The organism is Hyalangium sp., from assembly GCF_035629615.1.
Taxonomy (GTDB): Bacteria; Myxococcota; Myxococcia; order Myxococcales; family Myxococcaceae; genus Hyalangium.
In genome coordinates this window covers 1-12681 of sequence record NZ_DASPHO010000772.1, presented here as the reverse complement: position 1 = coordinate 12681, position 12681 = coordinate 1, and the positions used below count along the sequence as shown (strand labels likewise).

12 protein-coding genes and 2 pseudogenes are annotated in these 12681 nt (G+C 69.6%); 10 read left to right on the top strand and 4 right to left on the bottom strand.

All coding sequences use genetic code 11. The features are described 5' to 3' along the window. Window positions 1-402 (bottom strand): annotated as a pseudogene (locus VD972_RS38640) (hypothetical protein); the annotation flags it as partial. Window positions 403-418: 16 nt separating this feature from the next. Continuing rightward, window positions 419-1651: a polysaccharide deacetylase family protein gene (locus VD972_RS38635; protein ID WP_324993841.1), complete on the bottom strand. Its 1233-nt coding sequence runs from the start codon at window positions 1649-1651 to the stop codon at window positions 419-421. A 117-nt stretch (window positions 1652-1768) separates the two neighbouring features. Between VD972_RS38635 and VD972_RS38630 the strand changes: the two genes are divergently transcribed. The 10 genes from VD972_RS38630 (at window position 1769) to deoD (ending at window position 10640) form a co-directional block, all read left to right on the top strand. Then, complete coding sequence (locus VD972_RS38630; RefSeq protein ID WP_324993840.1) at window positions 1769-3277, top strand: FAD-binding oxidoreductase; 1509 nt, start codon at window positions 1769-1771, stop codon at window positions 3275-3277. A gap of 106 nt (window positions 3278-3383) precedes the next feature. Beyond that, on the top strand, window positions 3384-3788 hold the full coding sequence (locus VD972_RS38625) for an MGMT family protein (RefSeq protein WP_324993839.1): 405 nt from the start codon (window positions 3384-3386) through the stop codon (window positions 3786-3788). A gap of 48 nt (window positions 3789-3836) precedes the next feature. Then, window positions 3837-4991, top strand: a complete 1155-nt coding sequence (locus VD972_RS38620) for a hypothetical protein (RefSeq protein ID WP_324993838.1) — start codon at window positions 3837-3839, stop codon at window positions 4989-4991. A 202-nt stretch (window positions 4992-5193) separates the two neighbouring features. Next, the gene (locus VD972_RS38615) at window positions 5194-5742 is read left to right on the top strand and encodes a hypothetical protein (RefSeq protein ID WP_324993837.1); all 549 of its coding nucleotides are present in this window, start codon (window positions 5194-5196) and stop codon (window positions 5740-5742) included. Then, complete coding sequence (locus VD972_RS38610; protein ID WP_324993836.1) at window positions 5678-6169, top strand: hypothetical protein; 492 nt, start codon at window positions 5678-5680, stop codon at window positions 6167-6169. The genes VD972_RS38615 and VD972_RS38610 overlap by 65 nt, the downstream gene beginning before the upstream one ends. 149 nt (window positions 6170-6318) lie before the next feature. Next, window positions 6319-7326, top strand: coding sequence for a serine/threonine-protein kinase (locus VD972_RS38605; protein WP_324993835.1), 1008 nt, complete (start codon window positions 6319-6321; stop codon window positions 7324-7326). 316 nt (window positions 7327-7642) lie between these two features. Further along, entirely contained in the window at window positions 7643-8287 is a 645-nt protein-coding gene (locus tag VD972_RS38600; protein WP_324993834.1) for an FHA domain-containing protein, read from the top strand. Further along, window positions 8232-8981 carry a sigma 54-interacting transcriptional regulator gene (locus VD972_RS38595; RefSeq protein WP_324993833.1) on the top strand — a complete coding sequence of 250 codons (750 nt, stop codon included), beginning with the start codon at window positions 8232-8234 and terminating at the stop codon, window positions 8979-8981. Before VD972_RS38600 ends, VD972_RS38595 begins: the two co-directional genes overlap by 56 nt. Window positions 8982-9023: 42 nt before the next feature. Then, window positions 9024-9536: a serine/threonine protein kinase gene (locus VD972_RS38590; protein WP_324993832.1), complete on the top strand. Its 513-nt coding sequence runs from the start codon at window positions 9024-9026 to the stop codon at window positions 9534-9536. A gap of 384 nt (window positions 9537-9920) precedes the next feature. Beyond that, the gene (gene deoD, locus VD972_RS38585) at window positions 9921-10640 is read left to right on the top strand and encodes a purine-nucleoside phosphorylase (protein ID WP_324993831.1); all 720 of its coding nucleotides are present in this window, start codon (window positions 9921-9923) and stop codon (window positions 10638-10640) included. Window positions 10641-10644: 4 nt separating this feature from the next. On the opposite strand, the gene VD972_RS38580 is transcribed toward deoD, so the two are convergent. Beyond that, window positions 10645-11931 (bottom strand): DNA polymerase beta superfamily protein, encoded by a 1287-nt coding sequence (locus tag VD972_RS38580; RefSeq protein WP_324993830.1) that lies wholly within the window; start codon window positions 11929-11931, stop codon window positions 10645-10647. Between the two features lie 6 nt (window positions 11932-11937). Beyond that, window positions 11938-12681 (bottom strand): annotated as a pseudogene (locus tag VD972_RS38575) (Ig-like domain-containing protein); the annotation flags it as partial.

The window sequence follows — 12681 nt, the reverse complement described above, 5'->3', positions numbered from 1 at the left end:
CGCCGCCAGCAGGCTCCAGCCCGTGCCGAGCACCCGGCGCCACCACACCCACGTGAGCGCCACGGTGGCGGAGTTCACCACCGCGAGGCTCAGCTTGTAGGGGAAGGCGTTGCCGCGCGGCTCGCCGAGGAGCTGGTACAGCCACCCGAGGAACCCAGGGAACAGCGGCGGGTGGTACGGGAGCGTGGCCTGCGTCGGCCGGTCCCGGACCCAGTCCAGGGCGTACGTGTGGAAGAAGCGGCTGTCCCCGTAGAAGAAGATGGAGAACGGCCACGTGCGGTCCGGCGCTCCCAGCAGGTACAGCAGCCGGAGCAGCAGGCTCAGCAGGAACGTCGCGGTGACGCCCACCGCCACGGGGTGCCGCGTGCAGAGCTGTCGCGCGCTGAGGAGGAGCCGGCGCATGGGAGTGCCCGGCACCTTACATGGAAGCGTCCTCGACGATCTCCCATCCGTCCCCCCGCCGGTGCAGGACGAGCAGGGTGAGGCCGGTGGCCGATGCCTTGTCCGGGTAGGCCAGCGTCCAGCGCGCCACCACGCTCACGCCGTGCACCCTCGAGGAGAGCGCGTCTCCGAAGGCGGAGTACTCGATGCCCTTGGCCAGCCGTGTCTCCAGGAACTCGAACGAGAGCGTCCCCATGGCCTTGCGATCGGGGTAGCGCTGGCGATAGCGCGCGAGCACCTGGGCCCGCCCGCGCGTCAGGCCCGTGGGCGACACGAAGGCGGCATCCTCCGTGTACACCGCGCAGAAGGCGTCCAGGTCGCCCTGGTTCCACGCCTCGGCCTGCTTGCGCAGCAGGGCGTGGACGGCAGTCTCCGTGTCCTGACGCACCCGCTTGTCGATGAGCCGCTCCCACAGCGAGGGCCCGTGCGTACCGATGAACTCGTGGGACTCCGAGAAGAGGGGGTGGGCCAGCACCTCGTCGGCCGTGGCGAAGCGGTGGCCTGTCTGCTTGAGCCATGTGAAGAGGCGATCCCACTCGGCTACGCCCACCGCGTTGGCGTGCAGCAGGAGGATCTGGGGTGACACTCCGCCTCCCAGCTTGTCCCCTCGGGCCTCCGAGAAGCGCACCGCGGTGTGCAGGGCCTCCTGGTACTCCTCCGCCACCGGCTTGCCCTGGACGAAGGGCTGCTCGAAGGACCAGTCCTGGTTGTCGATGGTGACGGGCAGGACGCGCTGCTTCGATTCGGTGAGGTAGGCGCGGACGGCCCGCAGCTTCTCGAGCGTCTCGCCCTCTCGGAGGAAGGGGAAGCGGAAGAAGCGCACCGTCTTGCCTCGCGAGGCCAGGTGCTTCGCCAGCGCGCTCCGGCCCCGCTCGACGTCGGCGATGAAGGCCTCCGCGCTCTGCTGCGTGAGGGAGGGGTGCGAGTACGAGTGGTTGCCGAGCTCATGTCCGTCCGCGAGCCAGAGATCCAGCAGGCGGGACACCTCGGGCTCTTTCATCCGCCCCATGTTCACCAACCCCACGGCCTGGATGTGGTGCTTCTTCAGGACGGCCAGCAGCCCGCGGGTGATCCGCTCACGCTCGGCCGGATCCGTGTGGAGCGACACAGAGGCGATGGGGAGATCATCCACCGTGATGAGCAGGGGACGCCCCGCCGGTGTGGCGGGGGTGGCACTGAGTGTCAGGGCCAGCAGAAGTGAGGCGAGCATGACCCTCCGTCTATCAGGGGACTGGAGAGGGAGCCATGGCTCGCGCCACCCTGGCCCAATGGGTATGCGCAGGTGTCTGGGCAGCGCTGTGAAGGGTCGGGCAGGATGCGGCCTACCATGCCCACTCCTTCCGAGACCTTCCTGAGTGCCGCCCGTGAGCGCCTCGGCCCCACGGCCGTGGACACGACTCCTGAGACCGTGGGGCGCTATGGCGCGAACCTGCTCCCGGGAGGGGACCTGCCTCCCGCCGGTGTCCTCTACCCGGGATCGACCGAGGAGGTGCAGGCCATCGTCCGTCTGGCCAACACGCACGGCGTGGCACTCTGGCCCACGAGCACAGGTGAGAACCGGGGCCTGGGCCTCAAGTCGCCGGTGCGTCCCGGGCAGGTGGTGGTGGATCTTGGCCGGCGCATGAACCGCATCGTCGAGATCGACGAGACGCTCGCCTATGTCGTGGTGGAGCCCGGTGTCACCTACGCACAGCTCTACGAGGAACTGGGCCGGCGCGGCCACAAGCTCATGATGGACACCACCTCCGGTCCGCCGGATGGGGGCATCCTGGGCAACACGCTCGACAAGGGCGCCGGGTACACGCCTTACTTCGACCACTTCGGCATGAGCTGCGGCTACGAGGTGGTGCTGCCCACCGGCGAGGTGCTGCGCACCTCCGACGGGGCTCTGCCCGGCTCCAAGACCCAGTACCTGTCTAAGTATGGGTATGGGCCCTTCCTCGATGGCCTCTTCGTCCAGTCGAACCTGGGCATCGTCACGCGCATGGGCGTGTGGCTGATGCCGCGCCCCCCGGTGCTCCGCTCCTTCTTCTTCACCTTCCCCGACGATGAGGACCTTGGAGACATCTTCGAGCTGGTGCGCCCGCTGAAGCTCAACAACGTGGTGCCCACGCTCATCAAGGTGACGAGCGACGTCTACGCCTTTGGCACCGAGGAGACCTACCCCTTCGAGAAGACGGGGGGGAAGACGCCGCTGCCCGCCGAGGTGCGCAAGGAGCTGAGGGAGAGGCACGGGCTCGGCGCGTGGCTCGTCTCTGGGGCCTTCTACGGGCCTTCCGAGGAGGCCGTGCAGCCCCTGCTCGAGCGGGTGAAGGCCCACTTCCTCAAGTCCGGCAAGGCCCGCTACATCTCGCACGCCGAGGCGGAGAAGAGCCGAGTCCTGAAGATCCACATCGACACCTTCAGCGGCCAGCCCACGAGGGATGAGCTGGGGCTGCTCCGGTGGCGGCCCGGGAGCGGGGCCACCTGGTTCCTGCCGGCCTCGCCCATGGTGGGGAGAGTCGCCAACGAGCAGCAGGCCCTGTCGCGGCGCATCCTCACCGAGCACGGCTTCGAGTTCGTGTGCGAGTACGTCTGCGGCCCGCGCATGAGCCGGGCGCTGCACATCCTCCTCTTCAACCGCCAGGACGCCGAGGAGCGGGAGCGCGCGGGGCGCTGCTTCCGAGCCTTGCTCCAGGCCTACGCCGAGGCGGGGTATACGATCGCGCGCGCCCCGCTCGACATGCAGCAGGAGGCGATGGCGAAGCTCGAGGGGGTGCCGGAGGTGCTCTCGCGTCTCAAGAAGGCCTTGGACCCGGAGGGCATCCTGGCCCCGGGCAAGTACGGGATCTCGTAGGTAGGGGCTCCTTGACGGGTCTCCCAACCCATCGGGTAGTATGGTATCGACACAACCTGTTACCACCTCACCGGAGGAGGACTCCTCCGCAGCGACAGGAGTTTCGATGCCCCCCAACGACGAGCGGGAGTACTACGAGCGCATCTACAAGGTCGTGAACCAGATCCCCCGAGGTCAGGTGGCCACCTACGGGGACGTTGCCGCCATCGTGGGAGACGGCTGCGATGGGCGGATCGTGGGCCACGCGCTCGGAGCGCTCGGCTCCCGCTCGGTCCAGGTGGCCTGGCAGCGGGTCATCGGCCGCAACGGGCGCATCACCACGTCCGGGCTGCACCAGCCGGACAAGCTGGCCGCCGAGGGCGTCGAGTTCGATGAGCGCGGCTATGTGCTCATGGAGCGGTTCCACTGGGCCGGGCCCAGCCCGGACTGGGCGCAGGCTCACGGCTTCCAGCAGCTCCCCAAGGGGGGAGCGGCTGAGGACGCTCCGGACAACCAGCTCCGGCTCTTCTGAGTCGGAAATCCGAGGCTCCCACGGCTCGGTTCGTGGGATTCTCGGGGCATGACCGAGATCGAGACCATCGAGGCCTTCGAGCGCCAACTGCGCAGCGGGGGCTCCTTCCGCAACGTGGTGGTTCAGGGGCTCGATCTGCGAGGCTTCACCCGGGAGATCTCCTCGGCTCCGCTGGCGGGCGCCGCCTTCATGGGGTGCCAGCTCGAGCAGGAGGCCTTGCAGGCCGCGCTGTCTCACGGGGCCTTGATCTTTCCGCCCTTCCTGGGGTTGCCCTACCATCCCTATCGGAGCAACCTCTACACGCCCGAGGAGCTCTATGCGGGGTTCGATCCTGCTCGGCCCGAGAGTTACACCGGGACCCTGGATGAGCGCATCTATTCCCACTGGAACGCGCAGGGCCGGGCCAACCCGCCGTCGCTCCTCGAGACGCTGGCGCAGCGGCTCCATGATCACGCCGTCACCGATGCGATGGAGGAGCTGCTGTCCAACGGCGGCAAGCCTCGCAAGGTGGTGGCCATCATGGGCGGCCACTCCATGCTCCGAGCGCAGCCTGACTACCGGGCAGTGGCGCTGCTCGCGCGGGAGCTGACGCGGCGCGGCTTCTTCATGGTGAGCGGGGGTGGCCCCGGAGCCATGGAGGCCACCCACATGGGCGCGTGGTTTGCCCGGCGGAGCGAGGCAGAGCTGGACGCGGGGCTTGCGATGCTCGGCAAGGCCCCCAGCTACAAGGATCGCGAGTGGCTCTCCCGTGCGTTCGAGGTGCGCGCGGCGTTCCCGCTCAGCCTGGACGATCGCCTCGCCTGTGCCAGCCTGGGCATCCCCACCTGGCACTACGGCCACGAGCCGCCCAACGCCTTCGCCACCTTTATCGCCAAGTACTTCGCCAACAGCGTCCGCGAGGATGGCCTGCTCACCATCGCCACGGGCGGCATCGTCTATTCCCCGGGGAGCGCCGGCACCATCCAGGAGATCTTCCAGGACGCCTGCCAGAACCACTACAACACCGTGGGCGTCGTCAGCCCCATGATCTTCCTGGGGCACGAGTTCTGGACGCGCACCCGTCCGATCTACCCGCTGCTGGCGCAGCTCGCCCAGGGCCAGGAGTACGGGCGCTACCTGCGGATCACGGACTCGCTGGAGGAGATCATCGACGCGCTGGAGGAGTACGACCGCGCCCAGGCGGCTCGGGGGACTCCTGGCTGAGGTTCTCCGAGGGGCCGCAGGCTCCAGACATCAACCCCGCCGCCCGTTGTAGTCCGCAGCCTACAACCGGGGCGGGGACCCCTCGTCCTTTCGCGCCTTTGGCTCGGGCCCGGACCTTGCTGATGGGCCTGCCCGCGTGGCCACCACAGCCCCCCGCCATCCCGGCGGCGAGCGCATGGCAGCACGGACAAAGGGACGAGCCATGATGAAGAAGAGCCTTGGACTGCTGACGGCGCTGTGCCTCACCGCGTGCGAGCCCATCCCCGTGGTGGACTTCAAGGACAGCATGCCCAACGCCGACACGACGAAGGTGGAGCTGCCCAAGGGCTCCAGCGGCCAGGGAGGCCTGGCCACCGCCGAGCAGGCCCTGCAGGGCGAGGGGTCCGGCATGTTCGGCCTCACCCTGGCTTCCGTTCTGGTCGTCAACGGCCTCACGCTGCACGTGCTGGCCGGGCTCAGTGCGGTCGCCAGCCAGGAGCCGACCCAGGTGGAGGGTGACACCGCCACCTTTGGTCCCCACACCCCGTTCCTGAGCCAGACGACGTGGCTGCTGACCGTCACGCGCACGGCGAACAACGTCTTCGAGTACAACCCTGGAGGGCAAGCCCAAGGACTCGCCAGACAGCGCGTACGTCAACGTGCTCACCGGCGAGCACGAGGTGGCCATCAGCGAGGCGGGGAACGCCATGCGCGGCTTCGGCGAGGGCGAGTTCACCTTCCAGTGGGAGAATGTGACGCGCCTGTCCAATGAGGCGCAGCGCCGGGGCACGGTGAAGTTCCGCTACTCGCGCATGTCTCCTTCCGACGAGGTGAAGGTGGACGTGGACACGGAGGAGTTCGTCGGCAGCTCGACCACGCCGGACACCGCGCTCTACCGCTACGCCCAGGTGCCGGGTGGCAAGGGCTCCTTCCAGTTCGGCGTGGACACCAACGTGCACTGGTTCGATCCCAACCGCACCGCGAACGAGCGCCTGAGCATCAAGAGCCGCTGGATCGAGTCCGGCGAGGGCCGCTCGGACGTGCGCCTGAGCGGCGGCGATCTGGGCTCCGCGGAGACGCTCAACGAGTGCTGGGACAACCGCTTCCGCAGCACCTTCCTGGATCGCACCGACAGCCTCGAGAGCTGGGGCACCGAGTCTCAGGGCTGCGTCTTCACGTCGGCCGAGTACTCGAACTGAGCGGCCGGCGCGGCACCGCTCGCCGCGCATGTTTTCCCCGGAGGTCCCCAGGTATGCTGCAGGTGTGGCGGAGCTCCGTGAGCAGCGAAACGAGCGGGCGGCGATCCTCGTGGGTTGCCGCCCGCGGTCTGGTGGGGTGGCCCGGCGCCATGGCGCACGCGGCTGACCTGGGGACGCTCGGCCGGTACCGGCTGCTCTCCCGCCTGGCCCGCGGCGGGATGGCGGAGCTGTTCCTCGCGGTGCTCCCGGGCCCCGAGGGCTTCGAGAAGCCCGTGGTCATCAAGCGCATGCTGCCGGAGCTGGCCACCCAGGAGAGCTACCGGCAGATGTTCGCCCAGGAGGCCCGGTTGATGGCCACGTTCGGCCACGGGCACGTCGTCTCCGCGCTGGACTATGGGGTGGAGCAGGGCAGCCCCTATCTGGTGCTCGAGTACGTGGACGGCGTGGATCTGGGGCGAGTGCTGGCCGTGAGGAGCGTGCTGCCACTCCCGCTGGTCCGCCATGTGGGACTGTGCCTGCTGCGTGCGCTGGAGCACGTGCATGGTCTGCGCGATGCTCGGGGCGAGCTGCTGGGCATCGTCCACCGGGACATCAGCCCGGCCAACGTGCTGCTGGGCCGCACCGGGGACGTGAAGCTCGCGGACTTCGGGATCGCCAAGGGGCTGCGGACGCCCTCTCGCACCGCGCCGGGCAGCACCCGCGGCCGGCTCCGGTACATGTCCCCTGAGCAGGTCCGCGGGGGGCCGCTGGATGGGCGCGCGGATCTCTTCTCTCTCTCGGTGCTGCTCTACGAGGCCGTGGTGGGCCACAGCCCTTTTGCTGCCACCACGGACGCCCAGCTCCTGCTTGCCGTGAGGGGTGCGCGGCTGGCTCCCGCGGGGGCGCTGCAGCGCGCGGCGGGCCCGGCCATGGCGGAGGTGCTGCTGCGCGCGCTGAGACCGCACCCCTCCGAGCGCTACCCCTCTGCTGGCGACATGGCGCGAGCCCTGGCAGCGGTGGAGGGGGCAGGCGAGGCCGAGCAGCCCTGGCGCATGGCGGGCCTGGTGGCGGAGACGATGGCCCCGGAGCCCTCGGCGCCCGGCCCTGCACGCGGGGCCAGGGAGCGCAGCCCCTTCTCCGCGGCACTGTTGGAGACGCGTGAGGACGAGGATTCATGAGGACGCGCGGCATGGCGGGTGGTGGGAGCCCGTGGAAGCAGGCTTGCGCAGGGGCTGCCTGTCGGCGGCGCATGTCACGAACCTGTATGACAAGCAGACAGGTTGGGAGACCCGCGACGGAGAGGACCTACCCAGGTGCGCCCCTCCCTGGCGCTGAGGTGAAGATGGACCTGGGGTGGGGCTGCCTGCCGCCGTCGCCCGGCGCGAACCTGTATGACAAGCAGACAGGTTTTCGGCGGCCGCGTCCGGGAGGCTCCGCTGCCAGGCGCCTTGAGGCCGACTCGTGCGACACCCTCGCGGTGGTATGAGCCAGGACATGTCAGGGCACACCGAGGTCATCTCCACGCAGGACAAGGCCGGCGGGCTCTCCGTCAGGCGGGTGCGGCTCCAGGTCTCTTCGGGCCCGGACCAGGGCGCCGAGGCATCCTCTTCCGCCGAGAAGCTCACCCTCGGCAGCGCGCCGGGGAACGACCTGGTGCTCAGCGATCCCACCGTGTCTCGCTTCCACGCTGATCTGGTGCGCGAGCGGGGAGGGTACCGGCTGCGCGATCTGGACAGCACCAACGGCACGAAGGTGGACCACGTGCGCGTGACGGAGGCCTTCGTGGAGGACGGCTCTACGCTGGTCTTTGGCAACACCTCCGTGCGCTTCTCCCTGGTGGCCGAGCAGGACGTGGTGCCGCTTCACCCCGAGCCGCACTTCGGCCGGCTGGTGGGAGAGAGCGCGGTGATGCGCGCGTTGTTCGCCCGGCTCGCGCGGCTGGCCGCCACGGACGCTACCGTGCTCATCGAGGGCGAGAGCGGCACCGGCAAGGAGCTGGTGGCCGAGGCGCTTCACCAGCAGAGCGGGCGCGCCTCGGGGCCCTTCGTGGTCGTGGACTGGTGGTTCCATCCCCGGCGAGCTGGTGGAGAGCGAGCTGTTCGGCCACGAGCGGGGAGCCTTCACGGGCGCCACCCATGAGCGGCGCGGCGCCTTCGAGGCCGCCCACGGGGGCACGCTCTTCCTCGATGAGATGGGCGAGCTGCCGCTGGCCGTGCAGCCCCGCCTGCTGCGCGCCTTGGAGCGCCGCCAGGTCAAGCGCGTGGGCTCGGATGCCTTCCGCTCCGTGGACGTGCGCTTCGTGGCCGCCACCCATCGGGATCTGCGCGGCGCCGTGAACCGCGGGGAGTTCCGCGAGGATCTGTACTTCCGGCTCGCCGTGGGCATGGTGCGTGTGCCGCCGCTGCGCGCCCACCTGGAGGATCTGTCGCACCTGCTCCAGCACCTGTGGGAGGAGACGTTCCGGGCGCTCGGGCTGCCGCCGCGGCCCTATACCTCGCCGAGCGCGGAGGCGCTGCGCCAGCTCTCTTCACTGCCCTGGCGCGGCAACGTGCGCGAGCTGCGCAACTTCGTGGAGCGCAGCGTCGCTATGTCCGGCGCGCTGGATACCTCGTTCGCTCAGGGCACGGCGCAGGATTCCACTCCGGGCATGCCCGCGGTGCGCGTGGACCTTCCTTATAAGGAGGCCAAGGAAGCGTGGCTGGATCACTTCGAGGCGACCTACCTGCGCCACCGCTTGAACACCGCTGGCGGCAACGTGAGCCAGATGGCGCGCGAGGCCGAGGTGGACCGCGCCCACGTCATCAAGCTGTTGCGCAAGCACGCAGTGCGCTGAGCCACGGCCTCCGTTCTCCCCGTGCTACCCTCTCGCTCCACCATGCCGCGGTGCCCAACGTGCCAGAGCGAGTACGGCGAGGGGATCGTGTACTGCCCCCAGGACGGTCAGGCGCTGTTGCCCATGATCCTCGAGGGGCACTACCGGCTCCTGTCCCCGGTGGGCTCAGGCGGGATGGGGATGGTCTACCTGGCCGAGCACATCGGGCTGGGCAAGCGGGTGGCGGTGAAGGTGCTGCGGGGAGAGCTGTCGCGCGATGCCACCTTCTCCCGGCGCTTCGAGCTGGAGGCCATCGCCGCCAGCCAGATCGGGCACGAGAACATCGTCGACGTGACGGACCTGGGGCGCACCCCCAGCGGCGAGCTGTTCTACGTGACGGAGCTGCTGGAGGGCCGCAGCCTGGGCGCGGTGCTGCTGCGCGAGCGCTTCCTGCCGGTGGCGCGAAATGTGCCGCGCGTTCATCCCCTACAGCGATACGTACTGCCAGGATGGGCCGGTGCGTCGAGCGGAAGGGCTCAGGCCTCTCCTGCACGGACAACGTGGAGTGCAAGCTGAAGTTCCTCTGTGTGAGGACGCAGCCAGCCCAGGAGGACAGCTCCCCCAAGGAATGCCGTGAGGCGAAAGCCCTGGGTGTGCCGTGCGAGCCCGGGGCAGGGGAGTGCGCGGCGTTCTCTTATTGCGAGGCCGGGACTCGCACGTGCCGCTCCTGGCCTGGGCCCGGCGAGCGCTGCGCCGACGTGGAAGGCACGGGGGAGGGCGCCTTGTGTCTGGAGAGCCGGTGCGAGTTCTTCGGCTTCCCCGCGGTCTGCCTGCCCTACCGCCCCGCCGGAGGAGGCTGTCTGACAAGCCTGGACTGTGGACCTGCGGGAGCCTGTCGGAAGCTTCGCTGCACGCCCATCTGGTGCCCACCCGCGTGAGGAGCGGCTATGGTGCGCCGCCATGCCAACTCCCCATATCTCCGCCCAGCCCGGAGACTTCGCCGACGTGGTGCTGATGCCCGGCGATCCGCTGCGGGCACGCTACATCGCTGAGCGCTTCCTCGAGGGCGCCCGCGAGGTGACCGCGGTGCGCAACATGTACGGCTACACGGGCACCTTCCGTGGCCGGAGGCTCTCGGTGATGGGCCATGGGATGGGCATCCCCTCCCTGTCCATCTACGCCACCGAGCTCGTGAAGGAGTACGGCGCCCGGGTGCTCATCCGCGTGGGGAGCTGCGGGGCCATCCGGAAGGACGTGCCCACGCGCAGTGTCATCGTCGCGCTCGGGGCCGGCACCGACTCGAAGGTCAACCGCATGCGGTTGATGGACCATGACTTTCCCGCGGTGGCGGACTTCGCCCTGGCCCGGCGGGCCGCGGAGGCGGCGGAGCGCCGAGGCCGCAAGGTGTACGTGGGCTCCGTCTTCTCCACGGACTTCTTCTACCACCCGCAGACCCAGCTGCTGGACATGCTCGAGCGCATGGGCATGCTGGCCGTGGAGATGGAGGTCGCGGGCCTCTACGGCGTGGCCGCGGAGTTCGGGGCCCGGGCGCTCGCGCTGCTCACCGTGTCGGATCAGCTCCGCCTCGGCGAGCACCTCTCGCCCGCCGAGCGCCAGACGACCTTCGACGAGATGATCGAAGTCGCCCTGGAGGTCGCCGCCGCCGAGACTGGCGCCTGAGCGCTCAGGAGGGCTCCTCCTCCTGCGCCGACTCGTTCCCGGCGTAGGAGGGTGGCTCGGGGGCGTCCCGGCCCCAGGCCCCCGGCTCCTTCAGCACCCACCGCCGAGCCAGCTCCTCTCCCGCGCGGCGCAGGAGCCGGTCCGCTCGGGCGTAGTCCGGGTGCTCCGGCAGGGGGCTCGTGTCGCGTGCCGCCTCCAGCTCGGGAGCGAGCGCCTCGGCGTCCCGGAGGACCTCCTCCAGCGCCACTCGGCCGTGCTTGATGTCGAGCAGCCGTTCGCGGAGCGCGCCCGTGGCCTCGAAGGTGGGCGTACCGTCCCGCAGCCAGCCGGTGGCCAGCGCGATGAGCCGCAGGAGGTTGTAGGCGTTCTTGGGCCGCAGCTCGCGCGCGTCCGGGGGACGCCGGCCTCCGCCGCGCGCATAGCGGGTGAGCGCCGCGAAGTCGTTGGCCTCGATGAGCCCCTGGTCCGACAGCGAGCGGTAGAGCTGCTTGATGTACGTCTTCGCCGCGAGGATCCCATCCTCGGGCGTGGGCGCCTGCCGCGGGGAGTGCTTCGCCAGCCGGCGGGCCACCTCGTCCAGATCCGGCGTGGGCTCCTCGCACAGCCAGTCGAGGACGAGATCGCGGTGCTCGGCCAGCCGCTGCGAGCTGGACAGCTTGTGGAGCTGGCTCAGCGCGTAGCGGCCGAAGCTGCCGAAGATGTTGCGGGACACGAAGGCGTCACGCTCGGCCAGCAGCCACTCGCCCAGGACGTCCTTGGCGCGGGCCGAGGGGACGAAGAGCAGCTCCAGGGTGTTGGGATCCGCGCGCAGCGCCTGGTCCATGGCCTTGCGGTACTCCCAATAGGTGGAGCTTCCATCCGCGCTGACGAGATCCCTCGGCGCCTCCCCCAGCCCCCACGTCCAAGGCAGGGGCAGGGCGAAGGCGCCGCGCAGATCCGTGTCCGAGCCCTCGTGGGCCAGGCCCCAGGCCCGTGAGCCCACGGTGGCCTCGAGCACGACACACGGCTGGAGCGCCTCCCAGGCGGCGGCGCGGCGCAAGGCGAACTGCACCTGGCCCGGCTTGCGAGGCACCAGCTCCTCGCGTGCGTACCAGAGCTCGCCCACGCCGGTGATCTGTACGTCCAGGCCACCGTCCCGCGCGCGGACGACGCGTCCCACCATGCCCTGGGGAACCCGGCGCTCTCCCGCCATGCGCGCGACACGGGTGATGACCTCCGTGCCGTGCGGCAGGGGAACGGAGAGGGGATCGACGCTCTCGAGCCCCTTGATGCGGTGCTGGCCCTGGCTCATGGCGGCTCAGTTGTTGGGAGCGCCCGCGAGGATCCACGAGCGCACGCGGATGACCAGCCCCCGGTTGTTGTCGAAGAAGCTCGGATTGCCTTGGGGCATCCGATTGCCGCTACCGCAGGAGGTGCCCTCCATCTTGAGGATGAGCGCCGAGTTGTCCGGGTCATTGGGCAGGACGCGCGCGGTGGGGCTGCACGAGCCTGCGGCGGAGACATTGACCAGGTTGGCATAGCTGCTCGCCCCGAGGTTGAGACCCCCACTGCCTCCATGGCAGCCCGTGCAGCCACCGGAGCTCCACACTGCTCGGACGTCCACGCTGTAGTTGGGCACCGTGACGGGGAAGGTGATGGTGCGCCCCACGGGAGGGTCCCCGCCGCCATCACTGACGTACACGTTCAGGCTGAACGAGGTCTGCGTGCCTATGGCCGATGAGAACCACTGCACGCTGGAGCTGTTGGTGTTGCCCACAAAGGTGCCCTGCGCGCCGTCATTAGACCAGGAGTAGTTGAGGGTGTCGCCATCCGGATCACTCGCGGTGATGGAGAAGGTGCCGGTGGTCCCCGCAAGCAGCGTGGTCGGGCCGGAGATGGTGGCGCCCACGGTGGGCGGCTGGTTCACCCTCTCGACGGTGATGTTGATGGTGCCCTGCGCACTGCCCCCCTGTCCGTCCGAGACGACGACGCGCAGCGTATAGGTCCCGTCTTCCGTCACATTCGGGGCCGTCCAGGAGGGATTGGCGATGGAGGCGTTGCT